This is a genomic window from Actinopolymorpha rutila, assembly GCF_013407855.1.
GTDB lineage: Bacteria > Actinomycetota > Actinomycetes > Propionibacteriales > Actinopolymorphaceae > Actinopolymorpha > Actinopolymorpha rutila.
Genome location: NZ_JACBZH010000001.1, coordinates 6,012,165 through 6,039,012 on the forward strand (window position 1 = coordinate 6,012,165; position 26,848 = coordinate 6,039,012).

33 protein-coding genes are annotated in these 26,848 nt (G+C 67.4%); 15 read left to right on the forward strand and 18 right to left on the reverse strand.

The genetic code is table 11. From position 1 onward, the window contains the following. The first annotated feature begins 132 nt into the window (after positions 1-132). Positions 133-576, forward strand: a complete 444-nt coding sequence (locus F4554_RS26835) for a winged helix-turn-helix transcriptional regulator (protein ID WP_179790151.1) — start codon at positions 133-135, stop codon at positions 574-576. On the opposite strand, the gene F4554_RS26840 is transcribed toward F4554_RS26835, so the two are convergent. Then, positions 573-1,853: an MFS transporter gene (locus tag F4554_RS26840; RefSeq protein ID WP_202889479.1), complete on the reverse strand. Its 1,281-nt coding sequence runs from the start codon at positions 1,851-1,853 to the stop codon at positions 573-575. The genes F4554_RS26835 and F4554_RS26840 overlap by 4 nt on opposite strands. Before the next feature lie 188 nt (positions 1,854-2,041). Between F4554_RS26840 and F4554_RS26845 the strand changes: the two genes are divergently transcribed. Next, entirely contained in the window at positions 2,042-3,007 is a 966-nt protein-coding gene (locus F4554_RS26845) for a LysR family transcriptional regulator (protein ID WP_179790153.1), read from the forward strand. Here F4554_RS26845 and F4554_RS26850 read toward each other — a convergent pair. After that, positions 3,004-3,984 (reverse strand): helix-turn-helix transcriptional regulator, encoded by a 981-nt coding sequence (locus F4554_RS26850; protein ID WP_179790154.1) that lies wholly within the window; start codon positions 3,982-3,984, stop codon positions 3,004-3,006. The genes F4554_RS26845 and F4554_RS26850 overlap by 4 nt on opposite strands. 53 nt (positions 3,985-4,037) lie before the next feature. Between F4554_RS26850 and F4554_RS26855 the strand changes: the two genes are divergently transcribed. From F4554_RS26855 to F4554_RS26865, 3 genes are read left to right on the forward strand one after another with little or no spacing between them, the layout of a single operon-like run. After that, entirely contained in the window at positions 4,038-4,424 is a 387-nt protein-coding gene (locus tag F4554_RS26855) for a VOC family protein (RefSeq protein WP_179790155.1), read from the forward strand. After that, positions 4,421-5,347 (forward strand): GIY-YIG nuclease family protein, encoded by a 927-nt coding sequence (locus F4554_RS26860; protein ID WP_179790156.1) that lies wholly within the window; start codon positions 4,421-4,423, stop codon positions 5,345-5,347. The genes F4554_RS26855 and F4554_RS26860 overlap by 4 nt, the downstream gene beginning before the upstream one ends. Before the next feature lie 10 nt (positions 5,348-5,357). Next, positions 5,358-5,912, forward strand: coding sequence for a HEAT repeat domain-containing protein (locus tag F4554_RS26865; RefSeq protein ID WP_179790157.1), 555 nt, complete (start codon positions 5,358-5,360; stop codon positions 5,910-5,912). Positions 5,913-5,927: 15 nt separating this feature from the next. Here the strand turns inward: F4554_RS26865 and F4554_RS26870 are convergent, their stop codons facing one another. Next, positions 5,928-7,754 carry a CocE/NonD family hydrolase gene (locus tag F4554_RS26870; protein WP_179790158.1) on the reverse strand — a complete coding sequence of 609 codons (1,827 nt, stop codon included), beginning with the start codon at positions 7,752-7,754 and terminating at the stop codon, positions 5,928-5,930. Between the two features lie 204 nt (positions 7,755-7,958). On the opposite strand from F4554_RS26870, the gene F4554_RS26875 reads away from it, so the two are divergent. The 3 genes from F4554_RS26875 (at position 7,959) to F4554_RS26885 (ending at position 10,851) form a co-directional block, all read left to right on the forward strand. Next, positions 7,959-9,110 (forward strand): Fic family protein, encoded by a 1,152-nt coding sequence (locus F4554_RS26875; protein WP_179790159.1) that lies wholly within the window; start codon positions 7,959-7,961, stop codon positions 9,108-9,110. Between the two features lie 93 nt (positions 9,111-9,203). Next, complete coding sequence (locus F4554_RS26880) at positions 9,204-9,686, forward strand: NUDIX domain-containing protein (protein WP_179790160.1); 483 nt, start codon at positions 9,204-9,206, stop codon at positions 9,684-9,686. 127 nt (positions 9,687-9,813) lie between these two features. After that, complete coding sequence (locus tag F4554_RS26885; protein ID WP_179790161.1) at positions 9,814-10,851, forward strand: alpha/beta fold hydrolase; 1,038 nt, start codon at positions 9,814-9,816, stop codon at positions 10,849-10,851. A 15-nt stretch (positions 10,852-10,866) separates the two neighbouring features. Here the strand turns inward: F4554_RS26885 and F4554_RS26890 are convergent, their stop codons facing one another. Further along, the gene (locus F4554_RS26890; RefSeq protein ID WP_179790162.1) at positions 10,867-11,589 is read right to left on the reverse strand and encodes a VOC family protein; all 723 of its coding nucleotides are present in this window, start codon (positions 11,587-11,589) and stop codon (positions 10,867-10,869) included. A 56-nt stretch (positions 11,590-11,645) separates the two neighbouring features. Then, positions 11,646-12,053 (reverse strand): VOC family protein, encoded by a 408-nt coding sequence (locus tag F4554_RS26895; protein ID WP_337796217.1) that lies wholly within the window; start codon positions 12,051-12,053, stop codon positions 11,646-11,648. 93 nt (positions 12,054-12,146) lie between these two features. Between F4554_RS26895 and F4554_RS26900 the strand changes: the two genes are divergently transcribed. Then, positions 12,147-12,674 (forward strand): alpha/beta hydrolase, encoded by a 528-nt coding sequence (locus F4554_RS26900; RefSeq protein WP_179790164.1) that lies wholly within the window; start codon positions 12,147-12,149, stop codon positions 12,672-12,674. Positions 12,675-12,724: 50 nt separating this feature from the next. On the opposite strand, the gene F4554_RS34170 is transcribed toward F4554_RS26900, so the two are convergent. The 5 genes from F4554_RS34170 to F4554_RS26925 all read right to left on the reverse strand — a co-directional run bounded on the left by F4554_RS34170 (position 12,725) and on the right by F4554_RS26925 (position 16,446). Continuing rightward, entirely contained in the window at positions 12,725-12,832 is a 108-nt protein-coding gene (locus F4554_RS34170) for an SHOCT domain-containing protein (RefSeq protein ID WP_179791800.1), read from the reverse strand. Further along, on the reverse strand, positions 12,829-14,550 hold the full coding sequence (locus F4554_RS26910; RefSeq protein ID WP_179790165.1) for an eCIS core domain-containing protein: 1,722 nt from the start codon (positions 14,548-14,550) through the stop codon (positions 12,829-12,831). Before F4554_RS26910 ends, F4554_RS34170 begins: the two co-directional genes overlap by 4 nt. A gap of 112 nt (positions 14,551-14,662) precedes the next feature. Next, on the reverse strand, positions 14,663-15,343 hold the full coding sequence (locus F4554_RS26915) for a DNA alkylation repair protein (RefSeq protein ID WP_179790166.1): 681 nt from the start codon (positions 15,341-15,343) through the stop codon (positions 14,663-14,665). A 34-nt stretch (positions 15,344-15,377) separates the two neighbouring features. Continuing rightward, on the reverse strand, positions 15,378-15,866 hold the full coding sequence (locus F4554_RS26920; RefSeq protein ID WP_179790167.1) for an NUDIX hydrolase: 489 nt from the start codon (positions 15,864-15,866) through the stop codon (positions 15,378-15,380). A 76-nt stretch (positions 15,867-15,942) separates the two neighbouring features. Further along, positions 15,943-16,446 (reverse strand): NUDIX hydrolase, encoded by a 504-nt coding sequence (locus F4554_RS26925; RefSeq protein ID WP_179790168.1) that lies wholly within the window; start codon positions 16,444-16,446, stop codon positions 15,943-15,945. An 81-nt stretch (positions 16,447-16,527) separates the two neighbouring features. Here F4554_RS26925 and F4554_RS26930 point away from each other — a divergent pair, with 81 nt between their 5' ends. Further along, positions 16,528-17,169, forward strand: a complete 642-nt coding sequence (locus F4554_RS26930) for a GNAT family N-acetyltransferase (RefSeq protein ID WP_179790169.1) — start codon at positions 16,528-16,530, stop codon at positions 17,167-17,169. A gap of 4 nt (positions 17,170-17,173) precedes the next feature. Here F4554_RS26930 and F4554_RS26935 read toward each other — a convergent pair whose 3' ends face one another. The 5 genes from F4554_RS26935 to F4554_RS26955 all read right to left on the reverse strand — a co-directional run bounded on the left by F4554_RS26935 (position 17,174) and on the right by F4554_RS26955 (position 20,148). Continuing rightward, a complete protein-coding gene (locus F4554_RS26935; RefSeq protein ID WP_179790170.1) occupies positions 17,174-18,010 on the reverse strand; it encodes an alpha/beta hydrolase-fold protein in 837 nt (278 codons plus the stop codon). A 60-nt stretch (positions 18,011-18,070) separates the two neighbouring features. After that, positions 18,071-18,916, reverse strand: a complete 846-nt coding sequence (locus tag F4554_RS26940) for an AAC(3) family N-acetyltransferase (RefSeq protein ID WP_202889480.1) — start codon at positions 18,914-18,916, stop codon at positions 18,071-18,073. A 55-nt stretch (positions 18,917-18,971) separates the two neighbouring features. Next, on the reverse strand, positions 18,972-19,307 hold the full coding sequence (locus tag F4554_RS26945; protein WP_179790172.1) for a hypothetical protein: 336 nt from the start codon (positions 19,305-19,307) through the stop codon (positions 18,972-18,974). Positions 19,308-19,466: 159 nt separating this feature from the next. Further along, on the reverse strand, positions 19,467-19,826 hold the full coding sequence (locus F4554_RS26950; protein WP_179790173.1) for an HIT domain-containing protein: 360 nt from the start codon (positions 19,824-19,826) through the stop codon (positions 19,467-19,469). Positions 19,827-19,989: 163 nt separating this feature from the next. After that, positions 19,990-20,148, reverse strand: coding sequence for a hypothetical protein (locus F4554_RS26955; RefSeq protein WP_179790174.1), 159 nt, complete (start codon positions 20,146-20,148; stop codon positions 19,990-19,992). On the opposite strand from F4554_RS26955, the gene F4554_RS26960 reads away from it, so the two are divergent. Further along, positions 20,147-21,541 (forward strand): hypothetical protein, encoded by a 1,395-nt coding sequence (locus tag F4554_RS26960; protein ID WP_179785441.1) that lies wholly within the window; start codon positions 20,147-20,149, stop codon positions 21,539-21,541. The two genes, F4554_RS26955 and F4554_RS26960, sit on opposite strands and share 2 nt — an antisense overlap. Before the next feature lie 152 nt (positions 21,542-21,693). Here F4554_RS26960 and F4554_RS26965 read toward each other — a convergent pair whose 3' ends face one another. Continuing rightward, positions 21,694-22,134 (reverse strand): hypothetical protein, encoded by a 441-nt coding sequence (locus F4554_RS26965; RefSeq protein ID WP_179790175.1) that lies wholly within the window; start codon positions 22,132-22,134, stop codon positions 21,694-21,696. Between the two features lie 89 nt (positions 22,135-22,223). Further along, positions 22,224-23,051 (reverse strand): serine hydrolase, encoded by an 828-nt coding sequence (locus F4554_RS26970; RefSeq protein WP_179790176.1) that lies wholly within the window; start codon positions 23,049-23,051, stop codon positions 22,224-22,226. 256 nt (positions 23,052-23,307) lie between these two features. Here F4554_RS26970 and F4554_RS26975 point away from each other — a divergent pair, with 256 nt between their 5' ends. Next, a complete protein-coding gene (locus F4554_RS26975; RefSeq protein WP_337796218.1) occupies positions 23,308-23,571 on the forward strand; it encodes a hypothetical protein in 264 nt (87 codons plus the stop codon). A gap of 44 nt (positions 23,572-23,615) precedes the next feature. Here F4554_RS26975 and F4554_RS26980 read toward each other — a convergent pair whose 3' ends face one another. After that, the gene (locus tag F4554_RS26980) at positions 23,616-24,146 is read right to left on the reverse strand and encodes a hypothetical protein (protein WP_179790177.1); all 531 of its coding nucleotides are present in this window, start codon (positions 24,144-24,146) and stop codon (positions 23,616-23,618) included. 86 nt (positions 24,147-24,232) lie between these two features. On the opposite strand from F4554_RS26980, the gene F4554_RS26985 reads away from it, so the two are divergent. The 3 genes from F4554_RS26985 to F4554_RS26995 all read left to right on the forward strand — a co-directional run bounded on the left by F4554_RS26985 (position 24,233) and on the right by F4554_RS26995 (position 26,847). Then, the gene (locus tag F4554_RS26985; protein WP_179790178.1) at positions 24,233-24,712 is read left to right on the forward strand and encodes a hypothetical protein; all 480 of its coding nucleotides are present in this window, start codon (positions 24,233-24,235) and stop codon (positions 24,710-24,712) included. 71 nt (positions 24,713-24,783) lie between these two features. Beyond that, on the forward strand, positions 24,784-26,280 hold the full coding sequence (locus F4554_RS26990; RefSeq protein WP_179790179.1) for an IMP dehydrogenase: 1,497 nt from the start codon (positions 24,784-24,786) through the stop codon (positions 26,278-26,280). 54 nt (positions 26,281-26,334) lie between these two features. After that, positions 26,335-26,847: an HAD family hydrolase gene (locus tag F4554_RS26995; protein ID WP_179790180.1), complete on the forward strand. Its 513-nt coding sequence runs from the start codon at positions 26,335-26,337 to the stop codon at positions 26,845-26,847. Position 26,848: the final 1 nt, after the last annotated feature.

The following is a 26,848-nucleotide window of genomic DNA, read 5'->3' on the forward strand; positions in this document are numbered from 1 at the left end:
TCGGCTGGCTTGCGTTCCACCCTGGATGGGTTACTCTCCAGAAGGAAGTACGCACCTGGAAGTGCGTAACTCACCGACCAGCAACCTCAGCAGGGTTCGAGGTCAGCAGGTTCAGCGAGGAGGGACGTGCGGATGCCGACGAAGACCGCGGCCCAGAAGCGGGCACAGGCGAAGGTGGAGTACGACGCGTTCCTGGCCGGCTGCCCCAGCCGGCAACTGCTCGACCGGATCTCCGACAAATGGGTCGCGCTGGTCCTGGCCGCGCTGGGCAGCGGCGGCCCGCACCGCGAGGGCGAGCGTGCCGGTGAGCCGCGGTCGATGCGTTACTCCGAACTCTCCCGCCGGCTGGCCGGCGTCAGCCAGAAGATGCTCACCCAGACGCTGCGTTCCCTCGAACGCGACGGCCTGGTCACCCGCTCGGTGACGCCGACCGTTCCGGTCACTGTCAAGTACGAGTTGACAGACCTCGGACTGTCGCTCCACCTCGTGATAAGAGACATCAAGAAGTGGGCGGAGGCACACATGGACGAGGTGCGCACCAACCGCGAGAAGTACGACAGCCGCGAGGTCGCCTAGCCCCGAGGCCAGTCCTCGCGCCCCGCTGCGACGGTCGAACGCGCACGTCGCGGTCTCGTGCGGCGGGTGCGGTCGTCCCCTGCGCCGACGGGCAGGACGAAGGGCGTGGCGAGCAGCAGCACACCGGCGGCGGCAAGAGCCCAGCGTGGGCCGGTGGCGGTGGCGAGGACTCCCCACACCGCGATCAGGACGGCCCTGGTCGCGGTGCTGGTCACCGACCAGGCGGCCAGTACGCGGGAGACGCGGCCGTGGTCGACGGCCTGGAGCCGGTAGGTGGCGCTGACCGGGTTGAAGAGGCTGCAGCAGACGATGAGCACCAGCTCCACCGCGATCACGACGACCAGGCCCGGCAGGCCGGGCCCGACGAGTACGAGCCCGAGTGGCCACACGCATCGCAGCGCTCCGAATACGCGCAGGACGGTGTTGCTGCCGTAGCGACCGCTGAGTGGGCGGGCCAGCCGGGAGCCGATCAGGCCGCCGACGCAGGGGACGGCGAACGCGAGTCCGTACTGCCAGGCGGGGAAGCCGAGCTCGCCGAGCATGAGCACGGCCAGCGGCGCTTCACCGGCCATGATCAGGCCGTTGACCACCACCGAGTTGAGGAACAGGCGACGCAGCGGCCGGTGGTGCAGAATGCAGCGCCAGCCCTCGGCAAGACCGGCCAGGGTGGGCCGGGACGACGGGCCGGCCGGAGCGGGTTCCGTACCACCGATCGCGGCGATGCCAAGAGCCGAGAGCAGGTAGCTGGCGGCATCGGCGGCGATGGTCACGACCGGGCCGAAGATCCCGATCGCCGCACCGCCGACGGTCGGGCCGACGACGCTGGCCGACCACGTGGTGGACTCGAACCGCGCGTTGGCCGTCAGCAGGTCTGCAGGTTCGACGAGGGATTTCAGGAACGCGCCGCCGGCGGCGGTGAACGCGATGTTGGCCGCCGACAACACGATCGAGACGCAGACCAGTTGGACGATGCTCACGGCGCCGAGCGTGTAGCCGACCGGGATCGACGCCAGCGCCCCGAACCGGACCAGGTCCATCGTGATCATCACCGGGCGCTTGCGCCGGAACTCCACCCACGGGCCGATCGGCACGGCCACCAGCGCACCGACCGCGAGCCCTGCCGCCGACATCGCGGCCACCTCGGCGGCACTCGCGTGCAGCACCCTGATCGCGATGAAGGAGAACGCCCCGAACCCCAGCCACGTCCCGTACGCGCTGACGGCGTACGCGGCCCACAACCAGCCGAAGCGCCTGCCGAGACTCCCGAACGACCGCACTGTCGCACTCCCCTGCGAACCCGTGATGGACAAACGGCGCGCTGTCCGGACGGTAGCCAACCGAACCGCGGGCCGATCAGCCAAACAACCGACACGCGAAGCGTGCACAACCGAACGTTGTGAGGAGTTCCGAGGAGTTCCGAGGAGTTGTGGGGAGCTGTGACGGGTCATGGCGATAGGTTCGGGCGGTGGATCTGGACGCCGTGCGTACGTTCGTGGCCGTCGCCGACAACGGCCAGTTCCAGGCGGCCGGTGACGAGCTGGCCATCACCCAGCAGGCGGTGTCGAGGCGGGTCGCGACGCTCGAGCGCGATCTCGGGGTACGGCTGTTCGTACGCGGCCCGAAGGGCGTACGCCTCAGCGTCGACGGGCAGGCCTTCCTGCCGCACGCCCGCGAACTTCTGCGCGTCGAGAACCGCGCGGTCGCGTCCGTGCTGCCGGCCCGCCGGGCGTTGCGCGTGGACGTGCTGAACCGGCGCATCGCCCCCGCCATGCTGTTGCGGGCGTTCCACCGGCAACACCCCGAGATCGACCTGGACGTCGTGACGTTGCCGGTCCTCGACAGCGACGACGCGCTGACCGCGCTCGCCAACGGAACTGTCGACCTCACGTTCCGCGCGCTCGCCGCGACCGCCGGCCGTCCGCCGGCCCCACTTCGCGCGGGCAAGGTGTTGTACGACCGGCATGAGCTACTGGTCGGTCCTCGCCACCCGCTCGCGGACCACCGTCAAGTCGCCCTTGCCGAGCTGGTGGACCACCCGATCTGGATGTTCCCGATGCCGCCCACCAGCGAGCCCGGCGCCTACTACCGCGAACTCGCGGCCACCTTCGGGCTGACGATTGACTCCGTTGCGCCGAACTTCGGCAACGAGGCGCTCCTCGACGAACTCGCCGACTCACCACGTCTGGCCACCCTCGTCGGTCAGGGCAGCCGCTACCTGTGGCCGGCGGCGTACGACCTGCGACGGATCCCCGTCGTGGCGCCGGCGCCGGTGTATCCGCTCTACCCGCTCTGGTCCGCGCACACTTCGCACGAGGCCCTGCCGATGCTGCTCGACTACCTTCGCAGTCGGCGCGAGGCGGACGAGACCGACGATCTGTGGCTGCCCTCCTGGACCGCCTCCGCCGCGCCGGTCACCTCACGATCCTCCTAGCGAGCGGTCGACGGGGGCGCGTGCCGGGTGGCGATCTCCAGCGCCCGGCGGTGTAGTTCGACGCGCAGCTCCGGCGGGTCGAGTACCTCGAAGTCGTACGACAGACCGGCCGCGTAGGCCGCGAGCGAGGCGAGGTCGTCGGCGGCCACCCGCAGGACGGTCCGGCCCTCCGGCACCGGCTCGACGATCTGGGCGTGGAACGCACGCGCCGCCTTCTCGTACTCCAGGTCGAGCAGGATGCGCGCCTCGTACCTCCGGATGGCAAGCCTCGTCGCCGCCAGCACCATCGCCGCCGCGTCCGGCGGGTCCGGCGGGTCCGCGAGTTTGTGACGCTGACCAGTGAGCTCCGGCCCGGCGATCCGGTCGATCCGGAACGTACGCCACTCCTGCCGGTTGCGGTCCATGGCGACGAGGTACCACCCCCCTCCGGACCGGACGATCTGGTGCGGTGCCGCGTCGCGCGTACTGACCCGCCCGCCGTGGTCGGTGTAGGAGAAGCGGACTCCTTCGGTGCGCCGGCACGCCATGGCGAGCAGGGTGAGCACGGCGGGGTCGACGGTGGGCAGCTGTGGCGGCGCCGGCACCTGGACCGTTGCCTCCTGCAGCGCCCGCACCCGTTCGCGTAGCCGCGGCGGCAGCACCTGGACGAGCTTGGCAAGCGCGGCGACGGCGGCGGACTCGATACCCGCGACCGCACTCGCCGCGGTCAGCTGAAGCCCCAGCGTGGTCGCGACCGCCTCCTCGTCGTCGAGCAACAGCGGCGGCAGCCTGCCTCCCGCCCCGAGCGCGTAACCACCGGCCTGCCCGCCGGTGGCCTGGACGGGGTAGCCCAGCTCGCGGAGGCGGTTCATGTCCCTGCGCAGCGTGCGGGGCGAGACGCTCAGCCGGTCCGCCAGCTCCTGGCCGGACCACCAGGGCCGGGACGGCAACAACGACAGCAGCCGGAGCAGGCGTACGGACGGATCCATGACCGTCATCTTCTCCTGCTTCGCGGCCAGGATCCGGCCGCGAACACGTCTATCGTCCCGGCATGAGATTCAAGTACCGGCAGATCGTCCTGGACGCGGCGGATGTTGGCGCGGAGAGCGCCTTCTGGGCGGGGCTGCTCGACGGCACTGTGAAGGGTGACGACCGGTGGCACAACGTCTGGGTCGACGGCGGCTGGGCGCTCGCCATCCAGCACGCGCCGGACCACATCCCGCCCGACTGGCCCGACGGCACTCCGCAACAGCAGATCCATCTCGACTTCTACACCGCGGACCTCGAGTCCGCGCACCAGAAGGTGCTCGAGCTCGGCGGGCGGGTGTTGCGGGCCAGGGACGATGCCGAAGCGCACAGGGGTGTTCGGATCTACGCAGACCCGGCCGGCCACCCGTTCTGCATCTGCTGGCTGCCGCCCTCGGACCTCGAACAGTGACCGAGACGAACGGCTGGGGCGAGGTGGGGCTCGGCGTGCTGAGAACGGCCGCCGCGCAGGCGCCTCGCCACCCGGGCGTCTACCTCTTTCTCGACAAGAACGACGAGATTCTCTATGTCGGCAAGGCGACCAGTCTGCGTCAGCGGCTGGGGCAGCACGCGGCGACGAAGGCACCCGTCTCGCGGCTGCACCAGAGGTACGACCTCGTACGCCGCGTCGTCTGGGAGCCTGCCGCCGACGAGGAGGCCGCGTTCTGGCGGGAGGAGGAGCTGATCTTCGCACTTCGCCCGCCGTTCAACGCCGACCCGGACCTGCGCTCACCGGGGTTGACCTCGAAGGACGCCCACGTCCCGTACGTCGTGGTGACCGAGACGGCGGAAGGGACGCTCGGCTTCACGCTGGAACCCGTCGTTCCCAAGGCGGGGCGCGCCTATGGCTGTTTCCCTCACCTGGGCAAGGGAATGGGCTCCCGGCTCGGAGTCACCTGCAGCGACGGCTACACCGCCTTCCTTCGTCTGCTGTGGGCGGCTGCAGGGGACGGCCGGCACGTGCCGGCCTCGATCACCAGATCGGCGCCCGCGTCGTTCACCGTTGCTGCCCCGGCGCGGATTCGCGACGACCTGCACCGCTTCCTGTCCGGGACGAGCTCTCGCCTTGCCGACGGGCTGTTGCAGGCCGCCGTCCATCGGCCTGCTTACATGCAACCGGCGCTGCGTCGCGACCGGGATGCCGCGCGCGGGTTCTTCGCGGCCGGTCCGAGGCTGGCGCGCGCACGCCGCCTTCGCCACCACGTACGTACGCGGGTTCTGGACGTCGGCACCTACCGACGCCTGATCCGTGCCGAGGTCGACCCCGTGATCAGCCCGGTGATCAGCCCCGGGATCAACCCAGTGATCGGCCCTGCGATCGACTCGGCGCACTAGGGTCGACGTCATGAATGCTCGGCAGTCGCCGCGGGAGCATGTTCGGCAGGCCTGCGCCCGCTACGGATCCGTCGACGTCGTTCGGCGTTGCGCGGCCCTGCTGCGTGGCGCGGATCCCGCGGGCGAGGAGGAGTTCCTGCGGATGCTGGGCTTTCGTGGCGAGCTGGACTGGCTGCTCAAGGAGCCGAACCCTTACTGGGCTCGGGTCTGGGCAGCCCGGGCGTTGCGCTACTGCTGGGACGACCTGGCGGTTGCCGCCGTCCTCGACGGGCTGAACGACCAGGCGTGGCGGGTCGTCGAGCACTGCGCGGTCGTCTCCGGTGACCGTGAGCTTGCCGACGCCGCGCCCACGCTCGTGGCCCTCACCGACCATCCGGTGCCGCGCGTACGCGCGGCCGCTGCCCGGGCGATGGCGAGTGTCGCCGAGCGCGAGCACGTCCCCGCGCTGCTTCGGCTGGCCGACGACCCGGATGCGAACGTCCGCACGGCAACCGAACGAGCGCTTGCCGTCCTGGGTGACCGCCTGGACCTCAGCCCCGACGACCTCGCCCACTACGACCGTTGACGAGCGGCCGATTCCTCAGTGCTTCGGCGAGATGGTCAGCGGGAAGGTGCCGCGCATCGGGTCGAGCGTGGTCGTGTTCGCCTGCAGATACTGGTCGAGGTACGGCGAACGGTCACCCTGGGTCGGCACGTCGAACGCCGGGTCCTGAACGTCAAGCGACAGTTGCGCGCGGGACACCAGGATCGTGTGGTCGGAGGGAACGTCCCGCCAGCCACGTGAGCTGATGGTCCCGATCTGGACTGCCAACCGGTGGTTGCGCTCGAAGGTCCAGTCGGTCGACTTCAGGTCGAACGAGATCCGGCCCCTGGTCGCCAGCAGCGCGACGTTCTCGTCGAACATCGTCGCCGTGCCGTCCGGTGCGACATCCCACAGCCGCACCATCACGTTCCCGCTGGTGTTCGCGGCGAGGGTGATCCTCGGCGTCCCGGTGAGCCGAAGCTTCTGCTGCGTGGGTGTGGACCAGGCCCAGTAGCTCGTCGCGGCGGCGGCACCGCGCTTGGCGGCGTCCTTCTCGCCGGGCGAGAGCGGCTGGATCCGCGGCGCCCGCTCCATGTCCCAGCGGCCGTTGTCCGCGCCCGCGGCCGCCGCTGCCCCCGAAGGCGACGCCGCGCCGTTGTCGACGTACCGCCCTGCCGACAGCCGTGCGTCGTACGAAGCCGTCGTCACCGGCCAGGTCGGCTGTGTCCGCCAGTGCCCCAGGCTGTCCTCGACGGCGAATGCGGGATCGGCCACCGACGGGTCGACACCACGCAGGTACTTGTCGTAGAAGCGCATCACCTCGTCGAACCAGCCGGCCCGGCCCTGCAGCAGGCGTCCGTCGGAGTCGGTGTCGTTGCCCCGAACGTGTTCCCACTGGCCGAGCCAGCCGCGCTCGGGACCCTGGTGGTTGTCGAGGAACTGCTCGACGTCCTCGGGCTTGGTGTTGGGCTCGATGAAGCCCTGCGTCACGAACAGCGGAGTGTCGGTGCCGACCGCCTGTGCCGCCAGGTTGCGGGCGTTCCAGTACGCCGAGTTCGGGTCGGGTTCGTTGTTGTTGGACAGGTTGTCGCTCAGGCACTCCGGATGGCTCTTCTCGTAGTCAGCGTTCGCCTTGTAGCGCTCACTGTCGTCGGCCATCGAGGGCATCGTGGCGATCGAGTTGTACGCGTTCGGCGTGCCGGTGACGTTGGGGCGAGGGACCCCGTTGCTGAACAGGTAGTTGTACATGTCCCACACGGGTTCCTGCGCGACGACCGCCTTCAGACTGTCCAGCCTGAGGTCGTTGCCCACCAGGCCCGTCACCGCGTCGTACGACTTGCCGTACATCCCGACCCTGCCGTTCGACCAGGGCCGGCCGGCCGACCATTCGATCGCCGCCCGTACGTCGGCCTGCTCGCCCGGGCCCACCCAGTCCAGGCAGCCGGTGCTGCCGCCGAAGCCGCGCAGGTCGACCATCACGAAGGTGTAGTCGCGTGCCATCAGGTGGGCGCCGTCAATGAAGTCCTGGAAGCGTGCGGACGGTCCAACCCGGTCCCAGCCCTCCGGGCCCGTCTGCCCCGCATGCGCGAAGTAGGGCCCGATCGAGAGGATGACCGGCGTCTTCGTGTCGGCCGCCAGATGCGCCGGACGCAGCACGTCGGCGTGCAACTCGACCCCGCTGCCGTCGGAGGACGGGAAGTACGCCTCGGTCCACGCTGCACCCTCGGGAACCCGCGGGTTCTCCTCGTGGGTGACCGCATCGGCTGCCGCCGTGGTCGCGGGGCTCACCTGGGCCGCGGCCGGCGACCCGCCAGCGGCGAAGGTGGCGATCGAGGCCAGCACACCGGCCGCCGCGGCGGCCAACGCGTTCCTGCGAGACTTCATGCGCACTCCCCCGGATAGGCCCAGCCGATGTAGCAGCCGTGATGCCGGGAGAGTAAACGCGTCGTCGCCCGCTGTCGCCGAATGTGTCTGCTCTTGGCCTACCGACCTATCCCGGCGTAGGCCGCAGAAGGAACGAAGTAGGCAAAACGGGGCAGCACTGCGGCAGGACTTGGACGCATGATAGGCACTGGGTATCATTCGTACATGCTGTATCGCACGCCCGAGCTGACCGCCATGGACCGGAGCGTCCTAGAGGAGGTCGCCGCCATGAGGCACGAGCTGCGGGACGTCGTGCAGCGCAGTCCTATGAAGTGGACTGCAGACCTTCGGCGCTCGTTGACCGCTTCGGCGATCGCCGCGTCGAACACCATCGAGGGATATCGCGTCGACCCGGTGGATGTGGCCGACCTACTCGACGGTGAACGGGAAGCTGTCGACGCGAGTGAGCGAAACAAGAAGGAGACCCTCGCCTACCAGCAGACCATGACGTACATCCAGTCGTTGTGGGACGTGGAGGACTTCGAGTACTCCAAGGGTTTGCTCAACGCACTGCACTGGATGCTGCAGGGCCATCATCACCCTCATTACCCGGCCGGCCGATGGCGGAAGAAGCCGATCTTCATCACGACAGCCGGCGATCCGCACGCCACCGAGTACGAAGGGCCGGGCGAGGAAGACGTCCCCCACCTGATGGAGGAGCTGGTCTTCTGGCTCAACCAGGGAGATCTCGAGGCTGATCCGTTGGTCCGTGCGGCCATGGCCCACCTCAACCTGGTGAAGATTCACCCTTGGACGGATGGCAACGGTCGCATGTCGCGCAGTCTGCAGACCCTGCTGATCGCCCGGGCGGGAGTGGTGGCTCCCGAGTTCTCCTCGATCGAGGAATGGCTCGGCCTGCCTGGCAACACGTGGGAGTACTACAACGTGCTCCGGGAAGTGGGCGGGCCGGTGTATTCCCCCGACCGCGAGACACTTCCCTGGATACGTTTCAATCTGCGCGCCTATCACGAGCAGTCCCAACGCGTTCGGCACCGCGTACAGCGCTCGACCGACTGCTGGATCGCGCTGACCGAACACGCCGACCGCTTCAACCTTGCCGAGCGCCAGATCACGGCACTGCACGACGTCGCGATCTCCGGCCGCGTACGCCGGTCGCGCTACGAGAAGGCCGAGGCTCTCAGCAACCAGCAAGCGGTCCGGGACATCCGGGCCCTGACCAGAGCAGGGCTGCTCACTCCCGTCGGCAACACCAAGGCCCGTTACTACGTTGCCGGTCCTCACTTCCCTGCCGGTGTGCTCGACGTTGCGCACCGCCGGCACACCATCGCCGACCCCTACAAGTCCGCACGAGCCTGAGACCGGATGCGTGGCCGGCGGGGCATCTCCTCGAAGGCGACCGGCCCATAATCGGCGCATGCCGTCCTGAGTGCTTGGACATTGGAGGGGCTGGTGGACGGTACGGAGACGAGCTTCCGGCTCGCGGCGTACGCCGTGTGCATCGAGGACGGGCGGGTGCTCCTCGCCCGTCACGTACCGCGGACAGGCGACAGCACCTGGACTCTCCCGGGCGGCAGGGTCGAGCACGCCGAGGACCCGTTCGACGCGGTGATCCGGGAGGTCGCCGAAGAGACCGGCTGCGATGCGGTCGTCGAACGCCTGCTGGGCGTGGACTCCCGGGTGATCCCCGCGGCCGAGGCGCGCCGGCGGATCGAGCACCAGAACATCGGCGTCTTCTACCGGGTCCGCATCACCGGCGGCCGGCTGCGGCCCGAGCCGAACGGCGAGACCGCCGAGTCGGTCTGGACTCCGATCCCCGAGGTCGCCCGGCTGCGCCGTTCGTCGCTGGTCGACGTCGGCCTCGCGCTGGCGCGGACCGCGCCGGCCACCGGCCACGTCGAGCCCGTCCCGGTCGGCGGGCTGATCCAGCACTGAAACCGGCTCTCCTTCCGGTACCTGGGTCGGGAATGCCTGCACCACAAGGCCCTGCGTTCTTCCGCGGCGGTGCTGATGTGGTGGTTGGTGTGGCCTTGGTGGCGGCGAGAACGAGGAGATGATCGCGATGCGCAAGCTGGTGAAACGGGCGGCATTGGTGACGGCGGGCGCAGGCCTCGCGGGTGCGGCGTACACCCAGGTTTACGACCGCCTTCGCGAACAGCGCCTGACCAAGAAGTACGTGAAGTTTCGGGCGTACCAGCAGGCCGCGCACGATCGCATCGACGCCGACTTCAACCACCAGGACCGGGTCGTGAACGGCCTCAACTGGCATTACGTGGACGAAGGCGCGCGCGACGGCGAGGTCATTCTCTTCCTGCACGGACTGCCCGAAAGCTGGTACTCCTGGCGCCACGTGCTCCCGCTGGTGGACCACGACTACCGCCTGATCGCCATTGACATGAAGGGCTACGGCAGATCCGACCACGAGGACCGAAACTACGACTGGCACACGGTCGCCCGGCAGACCCTGGACTTCATGGACGACCTGGGCATCAAGAAGTTCCATGTCGTCTCACACGACTGGGGCACGGTCATCGGCAGTGTGCTCGTCGGCAATCACCCGGAGCGGATTCTCGGGTACGTCCGGATGGAGGTCGACCTGTCCAGCCCCAAGTCGCTGAGGGACTGGATCACGTTCTACCGGCTCAAGCCGCAGTGGCTGTACTGCCGCAGCTACTGGTTCGGCCGGCACAAGCTGCAGGACCCGGGCAAGCTCATCGACCGGGTCTACCCACCGCGGATGACCACCCGGCTGCGGCCGGAGGATCGCGACTACCTCGTGTACGAGTTCTCCCGGCCGGGCGTCGCCGAGGCGGTCGCGCGTTACTTCCTCGCCCGCAACTGGGACTTGCCTGCGGCCACGGACCGGATCGCCGAGGACACCTTCCCGTTCCCGATCATGCAACTGCAGGCGACAGAGGACGACTCGCAGCCGCAGTGGCTCTTCCGCGACGCCGAGAGCAGGTTCCCGAACGTGAAGCTGGAGTGGGTGACCGGCGCCGGCCACTTCGACAACCTCGACCAGCCGGCCCAGGTGGCCGAGGCCATCAACCGCTTCGTGCACGAGACCAGCGCGCCCCAGCGCGTCGCGGCACACGCGTGAGGGGGCGACTCGGGCCTATCGCGGAGTCAGTACGCAGAACTCGTGGCCGTCGGGGTCGGCCAATACCACCCAGCTGACGTCGCCCTGACCGATGTCGACACGTGTCGCCCCGAGGGACACGAGCCGGTCGACCTCCGCCTGCTGGTCACCGTCGGCAGGCGGAGCAAGATCGAAGTGCAGGCGTTCCTTGCCGGTCTTGGGCATCAGTGGCGGGCCGCCCCAGGTGATCTTCGGGCCGCCGTGGGGTGACCGGATCGCGGTCTCCTGGTCCTGGTCCCAGACCAGCGGCCAGCCCAGTGCCGCGTTCCAGAAGTAGCCGACCTCCTGCGAACCGTCGCTCGCGAGTGCGCCGACGAACCCGCAGTCGGCAAGGAAGTTGTTGCCCGGCTCGATCACGTCGAACTCGTTGCCCTCGGGGTCCGCGAGCACGACGTGGGTGGCGTCCGGCCCCTGGCCGATGTCGAGGTGCCTGCCGCCGAGTTCGAGCGCCCTCGCCACTGTGCTCTGCTGGTCTTCCAGGGACGTACTGGTCAGATCGAAGTGCGTCCAGTTCGGGCCGGCCTTCTGCGCCTGGGACGGCAGAAACCGAAGCCTGAATCCGGTGTCGTCACTCGGCAGCAGTGCAACGCCGTCCTGCGGGTCGTCGACCAGCTCCCAGTCCAGGACACCGGCCCAGAACCTCGCCAGCCGAGGTGGGTCGTTCGCGTCGAAGCAGAGCGCGTCGAGCTGACAGGTCATCAGCGAAGGTTAGGCCCCGAACCTCCACCGTGCAACGAGAATTCTCCGGGCGGCTCTCACGAGGAGCCGTGGTCCTGCCAGTACGACTCGGGAGGCTGGAGGACGCAGAACTCGTTGCCGTCCGGGTCCGCAAGAACGTGCCAGCCCCATTCTTCTTCGACGATGGGCTCCTCCGTCAGGACGGCGGCACCGAGCGAACGAGCGCGGTCGACCTCGGCGTCGAGGTCCCTGGTCCTCAGGTCGAGGTGAACGCGGGTCTTCTCCCGCTTGCCCTCCAGCACGTGCTGCAGCAGGATCTCGCAGCCACCGGCCGGAGGCACCAGACTCTGGTAGGGCTCCACGGCCGCGCCGGCACGCGTGTATCCCAGCAGGCCGGTCCAGAAGTCCGCCGAACGTTCGAGATCCGAGCAGTCGATCACGACGACGAGTTCACCATGGAGGTACTGCTGCGGGTGTCGAGTCACGACGCCAACCATGGCAGGCCGACGAGGTGCGCTCAAGGACCGGCTCGCACGAGCTCGTACACATTGCTACGCGGCAGGAGTAGCTTGCGCTCCATGGCTGACGCAGTGGTCATTCCTGGTGGAGCGTTCGGACCGGCAGCCGGCTTGCTGATGTACGTGTCCCTCGTCGCCGAACGCCGGGGCGTGACGATCCATCGCCACTCGTGGTCGCAGGACCGACCGAATCCGTTCGAGCCGGCCGTGGAGGGCTGGGTGCGCGGAGAGCTCACGCCCCTGCTCGACGAGGTGGGCGGCACGCCACTGCTGATCGGGAAGTCGTACGGCACGAACGCAGCGCTGCTTGCCGCCGAGCGCTGCCTTCCGGCGGTGTGGCTGACGCCTTTGCTCACCGCACCCTGGGTGGTCGCAGCGCTGGGTGGTGCAACCGCACCTTTCCTGCTGGTCGGCGGGACGGCGGACAATCTGTGGGACGGCAAGGCAGCTCGCCGGCTGTCGCCGTACGTACTGGAGGTCGACGGCGCCAACCACGGCATGGTGACACCCGGCCCACTCACGGACTCGATCGCGGTGCTCGGCCAGATGGTCGTCGCGATGGAGGAGTTCCTCGACGCCATCGGCTGACCGGCTCGAACGGCAACCTGAGGTTCCAGCGAGCCACCCAGCCGACCGCGTCAGCCGATGATCTTCTCCTTGGCCTTCTGATACTCGGCCTCGGAGATGTCACCGTGGTCACGCAGTTGAGCGAGCTTGCCGAGTTCGTCTTCGGCGCCGATCGTCAGAACTTGCGGTCGGCCAACTCGCCCAACGACTTCCTGACGAGCCGTTCCAGCTCAGCCGGGCTCAGCTTCTCGTAGGCCGGGATCATGTCCTTCTCCAGCCACTTCCACCGGTCCTCGAACCTCGTGATGTCGCCTCCGGGTACGACATCCGCGAACGGCTTGCCGCCCGGGATCGGCGACTTCGCCTCCTCGGACATCGTCTCGGGGATCATGTCGTTGTCGGGGATGTCCTGGATCTGCTTGTAGTAGCCGCCCTTACCGCCACCCTGCAACACCTGGTACTGCTCGCGTTTGAGCAGCGCCTGGTTTCCCTTGCTGACCCGGCTCGGATCGCCCGAGTCGATCTCCTGCCAGGCAGCGAGTCCGTCCTTGTCCAGTTCACCGCGAGCCGCGGCCGCCGCCAGGGCCTTGATCCCACCCTCACGGTAGGCCTGGTGCTGCCACGCGAGGTCCATGAAGATCGCCTGCTGCATCTGCAGGAGAACGATGTCCATGCTCCCGGAGTAGACCTGGTAGGCCCCACCGGCCAACTCACCGATCGAGATTTCTCCGTCGTCGCGTTTGCCTGCTCTCGCCAGCGCCTCGCCGAACTCCTCCGCGGGCACGATCTGGTCGCGGAATCCGCGGAAGACCTCGCCGCCCGCGAGCTTCGCCATCGCTGCCCACTTCAGCCGGTGGTCGGCCAGATAGAGCGAGGAGTAGTACGCGTAGACCTTCTCGAACACCGGCTTGCTCCTCCGGAATCCCGTACGCGGTTTCCACTCCTCGGGCTTGATTCCGGCGGCGGCGAGAGCCTTGTTGGTCCACGTTTGCCTCGACTGGCTGACCCAGATCTTCTCGGCCTGTCCGGTCGGGTCCTGGTAGGGCCAGGCCTTCGAGAACTGCTCGAGGCTGTGATAGTCCTCCGGCCTGATGGGCACCGGGATCGGCTGATTCGTCCGTTCCAGGAGCTCTTCGGAGACCCAGCCGCTGAGTCCGGCAGCCGGCCGCGGTTGGTTCGTACGGCCGTCCAGTGCGGTGCCCGAAAGCACGCGCACTCTCATCCAGTGACCTTTCCGGTCCTCGACGAGCAGCCGCGCGTCCTGCCTGATCGAGCCCACGAGGTTGTAGAACCTGTTGTCCACACGTCGGCCGCTCGGTGAGGAGCGAAGGGCCACCTCGTCCATCTTCGGGGCTACGACATAGGGCGCCGGCGGCTTGAGCGTGCGCTCGTCCTCAGGATGCTTGACCGGCTCACGATCCAGCCACCTTGGTGCGCCGGCAACCGCGGCCTGGTCGATCGTGTGCGCGAGCTCGTGTGCGATCAGTCGCCTGCCACGGTCAGTGCCCGGTGCGTACTGCCCCGCCCCGAAGACAATGTCACGTCCGACGGTGTAGGCGTGAGCGCCGACGTCGTACGCCGATCGCTGCGCTGATCCTCCGTCATGAATCCGGACACGGGAGAAGTCGTGGCCGAGCCGCCGCTCCATGTCCTGTCTGACCTCGCCGTCGAGGGGCCGGCCGGGAGCGCGGATCTCGTCCGTGACACTCGAGGGAACCTCGGTGGGCTCTCGCGCTGGGCGACGTGCGCCGTCCGGGCTCCATCGTTCGTGGGCGGCGTTACTGCTCCCGCCTTCGACGTCGTTCGCTACCCGGCGGGCGAGCTGCTCATGGCTGTCCGTGGAGTTGCTGACCGTCAGCCGGGTCTGCTCCCGCCCCGAACGCGCCAGCTCGTGCATCCGTTCCTCCACCCTGCGCAACCAGGCTCGAGGCCCGCCTGAGGAACGTACGCAGGCAGCGTCACCGCTTCGTCACCGTGTCGAGGAGTTCGGGCCGGGGTCGCTCGACTACTCAACCCTGTCGGCGCACCATCTCGTTGATCCAGATGGGCGCGTACGGGGATGTGCAGTTCGGCGGCGTCGGGTAGTCCTTGAGCACCCCCAGTCGCTCGCCGATGTCGAGCGCACGGGCGCGGTGCTCAGGGTGGTCGATCCCGATCTGGGCGAGGCACGAGTTCATCGCCCACTGCAGACGATCGGGGGCGTCCTTCATCTCCGCCTCGATGACGTCGAGCAAGCCTTCGAGGTCCAGGCTCTCCGGCTTCTTCGTCACGCGTTCGGTGGTCAGGGCCCAACCGGCGCTCGCGACAACCGGATCCGGATCGGCGAACCAGTCCAGGCGCAGCTCTTCCGCGTGCGGGCTCTTCTTGACCACGTAGCTCATGAGCCAGTCGTGCACCTTGGGCGTACGCGCCGCACGCACCATGACGTCCAGCTCGTCCCGGCCGAACGCCTTCGGACGGCAGATCAGCAGCGCCAGCAGCCTTGCCGTGGTGTCGCCTGTTTCCCAGAGCCGGCACGCGAGTTCCTGCTGCGTCTTCAGTCGCTTCGCCAGTGCGCGCAGCTTGCCGAGGTTCACCCCGTGGTCGTCACCGTGCTTCTCGTTGACCGCGCGTACCTGGGGGTCCTCGAGCGCGGCCAACTCGGCCATCACCTCGGCCACCGTCGGGTCGGTCAGCGTCTTCCCGGCCACCTCAGCCTCCTGTCCATGCCGTACGGGATTCAAACTATGACGGACGGCGTGCGGGTCGATCCACGCCGACCTGGGTGGCGCCAGTGCCTCCGCTGCTGCCGGTGCGGCCGGCCAGAAGCCCCACGCCGTAACGCGCGTGCTCGGAAAGGTCGAGCGCATCGGCCGCGTCGCGGGTGAACCAGCGAGCGTCGTCGGTGGTGTCGTCCCGCTCCGGTCGTGCGGCGGCATCGTTCGCGGTCACCTGATAGAGCAACCTGACGCCGTGAATGCTGTCCTCGGCGGAGCCGTAGACGTTGGAGTGGACACCGATCAGGCGTCGCACCACGCCCTTCAGGCCGGTCTCCTCCGCAAGCTCACGCAGCACCGCATCCTCGGGGGCTTCTCCATGCCGGAGCCCACCGCCTGGCAAGGTCCACCAGCCAGGAGTTCGGGTCCGCTGCGACATCCGGCACAGCAGGACTCGTTCGGTCCCGTCCAGCACCAGCGCGTACGCACCGACGCGCTGTCGTTCCCTCAAGCCCATCGCCACACCCTAGGGTCTGTCCTGCAACAGAACCTAGCCACGAAGTTCGCGGTCGCTCCCTCGCTGCGGGCCGGCGTCATAGCAGACGGCGGGCGAACGCCTCCTGCAGCGCGGCGTACGTCAGCGGTGTGAACGCGTCGGCGTCCTGCTCCAGAAGCCGCCGAATCTCGTCGACCGGCATCCACTGGGCGTCGCGGGCGTCGTCCCCACAGGATCGGGGCTCGCCATTGCCGACGGACAGGAAGATCATCAGCATCGAGGGATACCCGCCGGCGATCATCTGTACGCACAGATCCGGTTGCGACACCTGCACGACCTGTCCGTGCAACTCGTGCTCGTCGATCCGCTTCCCCACGACGAGATCACTGATCCCCGTCTCCTCCTCCACCTCGCGGCGCAGGCAGTCCGTTGCCGGCTCCAGTGCCCGCCACTTGCCGCCGGGCAATTCCCAGCGGCCGAGATTGTCGGGGTCGCTGTGCGGCTTCCACCGCTTCTGGATCAGTACGGCGGGTGCGGCGTCGCGGCGGCGTACCAGGCCATACACGTTGGGCACGACGAGAGTCTCCGGGGCTTCGGCCATGCTCGACTGTAGCGATCGCCCTTCGGCCCTCTCGAGCAAACCTTTTGAGTGCTCTGTGCGATGTCGCTAGCCTCCGGCGACATGGCTGTGTTCACGGAGCGCCTGCGGCTTGAACCAGTCGGCTTGGCCAACGCCGACGACCTGTGGCTTGTCCATGGCGACGACGAGGTGTGGCCCTGGTACGGCAACCAGAAGCCGAGCCGCGAGCAGGTCGACCGGTGGGCCGGGTCCATGGGCGAGTCGTGGCGCATGCACGGCGTCGGCAAGTGGATCGCGTACGACCAGGTGAGTGGCGAGGTTGTCGGCCGCGGCGGACTGGGCCGCACACCGGTCGACGACGACTGGGGTCGGATCTATGAGTTCCTGCCGGCAGAGCCGTGGGTGGGCGTCGCGCACGAGGTACGCGGCCCATCCGTGGTGCACGCGAACTGGCTCGAGCTCGGATGGGCGTTACGACACGAGTTCTGGGGCCGGGGCTACGCGGCTGAGATAGGTCGTGCCGGCCTGGCGTACGCGTTCGACGTGCTCGGGATGCAGGCAGTGGTCTCGTGTACGGATCTCCCCAACGTGCGGTCGCGTGCTGTGATGGAACGGATCGGCATGCGGTACGCCGGTGAGCTCTGGAACGAGGAGTTCGAAGGAAAGCTCGGCAACCCCCCGTTGACAGTCTGCGTACTGCTGCGAACGCACTGGGTGCGTTCCTCCGCGACTCCCGCGGTCTGAGCAGCTATCGCCACAGCCAGCGAAGGGCGTCGGGCAGCAGGACACCACCGTGGTTCGGGCTGTGGCCACCGTCGCCCAGCACGAGGCGAAAGTCGTAGCCCGCTTCGGCGAGCGCGGCCGCGACGCGCAGGTTGGCCGCCAGCCAGTTTCCTTCGGGTTCGCTCCAGTGCAGGTCACGGTGACCTGCCTGCAGGAAGACCCGCAGCGGTTTGGGGGAAACGCTGGGGATGAGTTCGGGGTAGGGGTTGCCACCGGGCATCTGCACGAAGCTGGACAGGTAACCGATGACGCGGCGGAACCTGTCCGGACGAAGCCATGCGGCCGTGAAGGCGCAGTTGCCCCCGCTGCTGCCACCGCAGATGCCCCATCGGTCGGGCTCGTCGGCGATCGAGTACCGGTCGGTGACCTGCGGGATGATCTCTGTCAGGAGGAAGTTGACGTAGCGGTCATCGAACGCGTCGTACTCGGCGTTGCGGTTCTTCGGATTCGCGGCACCGATGAAGACGCCGGGATCCACAAACACTCCGATCGTCACCGGGATGTCGCCGCGGTGGATCAGGTTGTCCAGAACGATTCCGCCGCGTACCTCCCCGTCGGGGTCGAGGTACCACTGTCCGTCCTGGAACACCATCAGCGACGCAGGCTCGGAACGGTCGTACTCCGCGGGCACGTGAACCCAGAACTTCCGTGACGTGCCCGGATAGGCCGTGCTGTCGTTCCATTCGAACTCGATCGTCTCACCGGCAGGGACGTCCGGCCGGACAGTCGAGTCGGGTCCGTGGACGTAACGAACGTCCGACTGGTCGACAGGAAGCGGCTGGTAGGGCACCTCGGCAGTCACGGCCGGCACGCTACGGGAGGGCGGACGGAAGCCACAAGAGGTTTCCCAGGTCTCACGCGCTCAGCCGAACTCGCGCTCCAGCCACATTCGTACCGCGGCAACCGTTGGCCGGGACTCGAAAAGCCAGGTGGTCGCCGCGCCGATCTGCGTACAGCGGCCGGCGCCCGCAGCCACCGCCTGTTCGGCCATCGTACGAGGCGGCGAGTCGATGCCACGCCCGTCCTCGTAGTACGGGAACGCGCCGTAGAAGGTGTCGATCATGCGGTACTCACGAAGACCCACGCCCGCGACCGGGGCACGAAAGGTGTGGAACCGGCGGCTCGGCAGGTCGGTCAGCGCTTCCGCGTGATGGCAGAGCGTCAGCCGACTCAAAGGCGCACCGAGCAGCAGGACCTGGCCGTCGCGCTCACACAGTCGTTCCAGCGGACTGTCGATCCCGAACGGGTCATCGTCCCGCTGATCGGCGAGCAGAAGTGCTGCGCCAGGTCCAAGAGCGGCGAAGCTCACCTCGGGATGAGCACTGCGACGCGAACCCGGCCAGGTGCGGAGTCGTTCGGGAAAGCGGCCGAAGTCGCGGCGAGCACTCGAGACGGCTGGGTCGAAGGCCGGTTGGTGAGCACGATAGGCGGCTTGCCATTCGGGCCAGTCATCCCACATCGGCACGTGGTAGGGGCTGTCCTCCCATCCGGTGAACGCAAGAAGAGTGCCGGACGGGCCGACCGCTTCGCGCAGAGCCTCCACGACGGTGTCGATCCCGCCGACGACCCATCGGAACGCAGACATGCGCACATGCACCATGAGCACCGCACCGGGCTCGATCCCGAGCCGCAGCAGGCCCTCGACAAGCCTGGGCAGGGTCATCGGGGTGAACGTGAGGTCGCGCATCAGGCCCGTCGGCGCCGGCATGTCCGGCATTCTGGTCGCACGCCGCTGGACGCGCACCCGGTTTTCCGCTGATCGATCACGCTGCGCCAGGTGCACCTGGCGGAGCCGGCACGACCGGACGCGCCACGTGCGTGCGTAAGGCAGGCGACAACAACAGCGCCACGTGGGCCCCAAAGACCAAGAACAACGGAAAGTTGTATGAAGTGAGGTCGCTGCTGACGACGAGCACGAACAGCATCCATACGCTCAGGGCAACCAGGACACGCCAGGCAAGGCGGCTCTGGCGCCACACAAGCCAGGCGAGTCCCACGGAGATCAGCATCGCGGTCGGCTGCACCCCGAGTGGAGAGTCGGCATCCAACACGGCACCCAGGACGCGTGCGTAGACCAGCAGCAACAACAGAAGCAGCACCTAACCAGCCAGCAACCATCCCGGCGATGAACGCCACATCCGGCCCACGTCCATACCGACACCTTCCCAAGGACCCGAGGCCACCGACCGGCCCGTGCACCGACCAATCGGTGAGTGCCGCTGATCGTATCCGGGTGCAGGTCCTTGCGTGCGTGTTACCTACGTGCAGTACGCCTCGACCTCGATGGGCTGTCGGATCGACTCTCCGGCAGCGACGTGGAAGTGGAGATGCTTGGAGTCCTGGTAGCGACCGAGGTTGGTCAGCACCCGGCAGGCCCCGTGCTCGGCCTGGACTCGGCCGGCGACCTGACGAACCACAGCCGGCACGCTGTGGAGGAGATTCTCGTCTGCTTCGCCGAGATCAATCAGAGACGGGACGTGTCGCTTTGGCACCACGACGATGTGCACCGGCCAGAACGGCCTGGTGTGGTGGAATGCCAGAACCTCATCGGTCTCGGTGACAACCTCGACTGGCGTTCGGCCGCTCAACGCCTCGTCACAGTAGAAGTCCTCGCTCACAGCCGTCTCCTTACTCGTGCATCGTCTGGACTGCGAACTCACCGGTGCCCGAGGGCCGGAATCCGATTCGACGCAGGACCGATCATCAATGGAGATGACCACGCGAAGAGTGCCGGCCTCGAACTCGTGCGGCCACTCGCCGCGCTCAAGCCCCCTGCGCGTTCTATGCGCTGTGCGGTCGGGTGACGACGTACAGGATGACCGGAGCCAGAGCGAGAGCCACGACGACCAGGAGCCAGGTCGGCACCCGTCGATTCAGTAGTTTGCCGATGCCGAGAGCCACTACCACCAGGACGAGGGCCAGAGCGACCAGTGCGAGCATGCGCAGACAGTACTGCCAAGTACTGCTCTATGGCTTGTCAGGAAGCGCCGCGGTGGTGGCGTTCGCCGTGGGCGTCCAGCTCACCGATGGTCGGTTCTGCTACCTCGGCGGCTTGTTCGCGATCGTCGGCGGCTTGTTCGCGCTGGTTGGCCTCACGGTCGCGCTGGTCAGCTTCGCGGTCGCGCTGATCGGCGTCGCGCTCGCGATCGTCGGCGATCCGTTCCCGCTGGTGGGCTTCGCGGTCGCGCTGGTCGGCGATTCCTTCCCGTTCGTTGGCGATTCGTTCACGTTCGTCGCCTTCGCGGTCGCGTTCGTCGGCTTCGTGGTTGCGCTGGTTGCCGAGCTGATCGCGTTCGTCGGCCCTGCGCGTACGTTCGTCGGCCTTGATGAATCGGAGTTCCTCGAGCCGCCGGCGGGCCTCTGCCTCCATGCCGCGGATGTAGGTCCTGCGCCGTCGTTCCTTGCTTGCCTCATCGCGTCGTCCGGTCGCGTCGGAGCGTTCGTCGGAGGCTTGACGGCGGCCTGTGGCGGCTTCACCTTCCTGCGCCGCGAGGAGTTTTCTTCGCTCCAACGCTCCCCTGCGCAGCCGTGCGGCGAGCGCACGCGTCTGGGCGGCTCGCTGCCGAAAGCTCAGTGCGATCCGCTGCCTTCGGGGGATTTCGATCGGTTCGTACTGCCGACCGTCATCTGCGGTGGGCATATTTCCAACGTAGCGCGGCATGGCGCGGCGATACCGCGGCCATCGCTTGGATCCCGCTGGACGGTTCTTCGGCCCACGGTCACATCGGGAGGGTTCGGGTGGCTTCGTACCCGCCGCGTCTTCGATTGGGCCGACATGGGGGGTCGATCATCGGTCCGTGACGTGCCTAGACTTCAGGGCATGGGCGCGGACCTGTCCCCCAATGGTGGTCCTGAGTACGACGAGACCGTTCGTCAGTTGCGGGACCGCGAGGACAGGCTGCGTCAGGCCGCCGCGAGGCTTCGCGATCAGTCTGCGCAGGAGTTCGATCGGTGCATCCAGGAGTGGCACTCCCCTGACCTGTGGCGTGATCGTGCCGCGACGTTGCGGCGACAGGACCGTGCCATCGCGGGAAGCGAACGTGAAGTTGCCTCGACGCTGCGTGCCCAGGCGGCGCAGGAGCGCATAAGGGTCGGCGAGGCTGTTCCTGTCGAGTTGGGGGCACGAGAACTGGCCGCGAAGGACCGTCAGCGGGTGGCCGACGACCGCGAAGCTGTCGCCGACGAGCGAGAACATATCGCCGACCGCCGGGAGGCCGACGCCGACGAGCGAGAAGCGGCGCTGAACCTACGTGAAGCAGATCTTGATCGGCGCGAGAAGTCGAGCCCAGAACAAGCGGGGACTCAGCCGCGGTCCACCTCGTCGGGGTCGTGAGCCATCCGGTAGAAATCGCGCTTGGTCACCTGGATGTCGTGGCCGTTGTCGGCTTGGACGAAACCAGTCCGGGCTTGATGCGCTCGATGGTGTCCAGCCGAAACTCGACCGGAGCGGTCGACCAACTGTTGTCGTTCGTACCGCCGGCAACGTCATAGACAATCCGACCCGATCCCGTGGTACGTGACGCCATGGCGCTCGCAGGCCTCCGCCAGGGCATTGTCCGCTGCCTTCAGGTCGACCCGGCCGAGGACCATGCTGTCGGCGAGGTGGCGGAAACCTCGCGGTGCTGGATCGGCTCGCGAGTCGATCAGCACATACGGGAGCGGCCCACCCTGCTTGCCGCTGCCGACTGTCCAGGGGATCTGGCGCACCCGCGACCAGCGCTTGAACAGCAGGTGCTTCAGGTCCTTCCAGGCGACGACCTCACGACGCCGGTCCTTGTACATCCAGACGAGGTGATCGCCGTCGTCGACGAGCTGTCCGGTGGCGCACACCTTCGCCCACCACAAGGCGCGCAGAACGCCGAGAACTATGCAGCCGACACCGAACAGCACAGGGTCGTCGGCGGATGCCAACGCGCCCGCCACCATGACAACGCCCAGCGAGCACGGCATCACGGCGCCTCGCCATGATCTGCGGGCAGAGGCCGCGACGTCTGCAGCTTCGGACGCCGGTCCGGTCAGCCGAGTCTCGGGACGATCTCCGACCAGATCGCGTCCAGGATGTCGGTGGTCTCGCCCTGGTAGTGAGAAGTGACCGTGACGCATGCGGCGTGACGGGGAAACACCACGCAGAACTGTCCGTAGATCCCGTCCATCCGCCAGGCTCCGTCGCGGTCGCAAAGCCACACGTGGCGACCGTAGGTGGCGTTCTGCGGATGAGGTCTGGCCCCACCCGTGGCCAGGTGCCCGTCGGTGCTGACCGTGTCGGTCGAGAGCGAAGCGACGTACTCGGCGGAGACGACCTGCCGGCCCTGGTAGCGGCCTCCGTTCAGCAGGGTCTGCCCGAGGCGGGCGATCTCGGCCGTACGCAGGAACAGCCCGACCGCTCCGAGGGAGTAACCGAGAGGACATCGGTGCCACTGAGGGTTGGCGATCCCCAGCGGTGTGAAGAGCCGTGGGACCAGGTAGTCGCGCAGGTCCAGGCCCGAACAGGCGTGGATGATCCTGCTCAGTACGTAGGTGCTCCCGCCCCGATACTGGAACAGCGTTCCCGGCGTGGCGACCGGTACCGCCGAGAGGAAATCCGCCGCCGGGTCGCCCGGGTGGTCGGCGTCCTCGCTGGGCCATCGCCAACCCTGGCCGGACGTCATGGTCAGCAGGTGGCGGATCGTGACCGCCTCGACCCCGTCGCCGGCCGCGGAGGCGAGTCCCGGCAGGTGCCGCAGCACCGGGTCGTCCACCTCGAGCAACCCCTCGTCGGAGGCGATCCCCACCGCGACCGAGGTGAACGTCTTCGACACCGAGAACACGTCGCGGCGGATGTCCGCGGCCCAGTGTCGCTCCACCGGGTCGCGCCCTTCTTGATGCACATGCACGCCGTCGACGCCCAGGCCCCGCACAGCAGCAACGTGCCCGAACCGCGCAACACCGTCCAATACCGCTGCCGCTGGTGGCGTCATGGCGCCCGACCCTAGCTCACACGATTCGCGGCGAGTCGCCGCTTCTCCCAGCCGTAGCTCCATCTCTTAATTGATCTTGGGCCTTGGGACGCAAGATCGGTCGACGCTGGCGGCGGAACCGGTCGCCCGCCACTATGAGTGCGTGAACACCTCTGCGCGGGGCGCCCTGGGCTGGCTGGGGCTGGTCTGCCTCGTCCCGTTGCTGTTTCTCTACGTCGTCAGCGGACTCGTCGCGCCGTGGTGGGCGGTGGCGAGCTTCGTCGTGGTCTGGTGCCTGTTGCTCCTCATCGCCTTACGTTCGTTCCGCCGCCGGCCCCTGTTGGCCCTCGCCCTGCCCTTCCTGGGGCTGGTGTGGTGGTACGCGGTCCTGTGGTTCGGGGACGTGTTCCTGAACTGGACCGCGTGACCATCGATCCGGATGGCGAACGCGCGAACGACTGCGACGAGGGTTCAGTGCAGCCAGCGGACCTGGTTGAGGTCGGCGGTGAGCTGGACGTTCTTCCAGGTGTCGACGTCCCAGTGGGCATTGCCCGTGGCGTAGATGGCGACTCGGGTGTGCTGGTAGTGCCGCTGCAGGTGCCGGGAGTCGGCGATGGAGGGGCACAGCTCATCCTTCAGGTCGGTCAGCTGGACGCACATGACGACGACGGGGAGATCCGCCTGTGCACGGTTCCTGGCCGGGTAGAAGACGACAGAGCGGGAGTCGGCGCGATCGTGGCCCGACACCGTCGTCTGGTCGTCGGCGATCTGCGCGGTCGCGTAGTGGTACGCCGTCGGGTAGTCGTATCCGGCGGGCAGGTCGACCGGCAGGACCATCTGTACGCCGCGGACCACGCTCAGTTGCATTCGTACGTACGCCTGAGTGGAAGGCCCAGGCGGCTCGGGTGGGGCCGCCGGCGTGGTGGCGTGCCAGAAGACGAGGACCGCGGCCATCAGGCCGAGCGCGATCACCGAAGGCATCCACTTGGGAGCCGGCTTCATGGCGGGATCATGACAGAGCCGCCACCGTTGCAGCAGCTACGCGGCGACGATGCTTAGAGCTATTGCCCCGAGGCGAGGTGACGAACATGGCCGTGCCGTCACTGTTCGGCGACATCGCACTACGTCTCGTTGCGGATCTGCAGGATGCCGTAGGGTCGTGGGCCGTCGAGGTCATCGCGGAGACCCCTGATGACCGCTTCGGTTCGCCGATCTGGTTCCCGTCCTTCAACGCCGCACCACCACCGGCCGGGCAGACGTACGTCACACCCTGGCCGTTCCCGGCGACGATATCGATACTCCATGGTGGCCGGGAGGAACTACGGCTGGCGTTCTGGTCCGTCGGGGGCGAGCCCCTGTCATCCCAGGTCGCAGAAGCCCTCGACCACCTCCAGGACGTGGTGGCCGAGGAGACGACCGAGCAGTGGCCGCTGTGCCCGGATCACCGCCATGCCCTGATCCCAGTGCCCGACGGCGACCTGGTGGGTTGGGCGTGCCCGTCGTCGCGCCAGGCCCTGGTCCCGCTGGGCGGCCTGGCGCGGCTCAGGGGTAAGTACCCAGGGCAGTGATCATGACGCGGCGCGGGGCATTGGTGGGAGGATCCTCGCACCAGCACTTGCCGTTGGATCGGGAGGATTGCATGGCACAGGTCGTTGCCGGGGTTTCGAGGACGTTCAACGAGTACCTACTTCTGCCGAACCGGACCGGTGTCGGCTGCGCACCTGAAGCCGTCGATCTGCGTACGCCGTTGGTGCGGCACCGGGAAGGTGCGGAGTCGGCGATCGAGCTTGGTTCTCCGTTCACGTCGGCGATCATGCAGGCGGTCAGCTCTCCCGACCTGGCGATCGCGCTCGCACGCAACGGCGGCCTGAGCTTCCTCCACCACAACTGCCCCATCGACGAGCAGGCCGCGGACGTCCGGAAGGTCAAGAACTTCAAGGCGGGCTTCGTCACCAGTGACACGAACGTACGGCCACAGGACACACTGCAACACCTGGTTGACGTCATGCGCCACACCGGCCACGGCACCGCGGCAGTTACCCACGACGGAAGCGCTGGTGGCCGGCTGCTCGGCCTGGTGACATCCCGCGACTTCCATCCTCATCGGCATGATCTCGATGCCCCCGTTGCCGACCGGATGACCGCCATCGCGGACCTACCACGCTCCGGTTCCGACCTCACCCTCTCCGAGGCCAACTCACGTCTGTGGGAAGAGCGCCTCGACTGCCTTCCGGTAGTCGATGCCAATGGTCACCTGCGGTCCTTGGTGTTCCGTTCCGACTACGAGGACAACAAGCGCTACCCGAACCAACTCGTGGACCTGGACAAGCGCCTGCGCGTTGGTGCGGGCGTGAACACCTACGACTACGAAGAACGCATTCCCGCGCTCCTGGACGCCGGGGCAGATGTCTTGTGCTTCGACAGCTCCGACGGCTACAGCGACTGGCAGGCACAGGCCCTCACCTGGGCGAAGAAGCACTACCCGGAGATCCCCGTCGGTGGCGGGAATGTCGTCGACGGGGAAGCGTTCGACTTCCTCGCGGAAGCGGGCGCGGACTTCATCAAGGTCGGCGTGGGTGGTGGCTCCATCTGCATTACTCGCGACCAGAAGGGAATCGGCCGGGGCCAGGCCAGCGCCGTACTCGATGTCGCCGCGGCCCGCGACGCCTTCCGCGAGCGCACCGGCGAGTATGTGCCGATCTGCTCCGACGGCGGACTCGTGCACGATTACCACATGGCGCTGGCGCTCGCGATGGGGTCGGACTTCGTGATGATGGGGCGCTACTTCGCCCGCTTCGACCAGGCTCCCGGGGCGAAGCTCCCCACCAAGGACGGCTTTGTGAAGGAGTACTGGGGCGAAGGTTCCAACCGCGCCCGCAACTGGCAGCGCTACGGACAGGGCGGACAGGGACTCATCTTCGAAGAAGGCGTCGACGGCTACGTCCCGTACGCCGGCGACCTCAGCGACGGCCTGACTGTCACGATCGCCAAGATCAAGGCAACCATGGTGTCCTGCGGCGCCACGACCCTGCCGGAATTCCAGGCCACCGCTCGACTGACTCTCGTATCCGAACAGAGCTTCCAGGAAAACCACGCCAGCGTCGCCGTGCGCGACACCCCAGCCGTTGCTGTCTGATTCGGAGACACAAGTTGCCGCGGTTACCCGGAAAAGGATCAATACCTCCGGGACATGAACCAGGGACTGGGCACTTGGGCCCGAGCCAAGGCGGCGGGTATTGATGAACGGACCATCAGCAGGCTGCGTCAGGTTCGTAACGATTATTATCAGGAATACCTTAGAACAGAAGCCATCGAGATCGAAGGCGTCGCCGAAACTCTTGCCGAACTGTCAAAATACGTCCGCATGGCCATCGTGACGACCGCAAGACGTGTGGATTTTGAACTTATCCATGAGAAGCGCCGAGTCAGACAGTTCATGGATTTCGTGCTTGTCCGCGAGGACTACAACCTCGCCAAGCCGCACCCGGAACCATACCTGACCGGCTTGAAGCGCCTCGGAGCCACCAAAGAAGAGACACTGGTCGTAGAAGATTCATCCAGAGGGCTGAACTCAGCCGTGGCGGCCGGCATCGACTGTGTCATTGTCTACAACGAGTTCACAAAGGCACATGATTTTTCACAGGCCAGCTTTCGAATCGAGACTCTGATTGAATTGAAGGACATCATCCTCGATGCAACCTGAA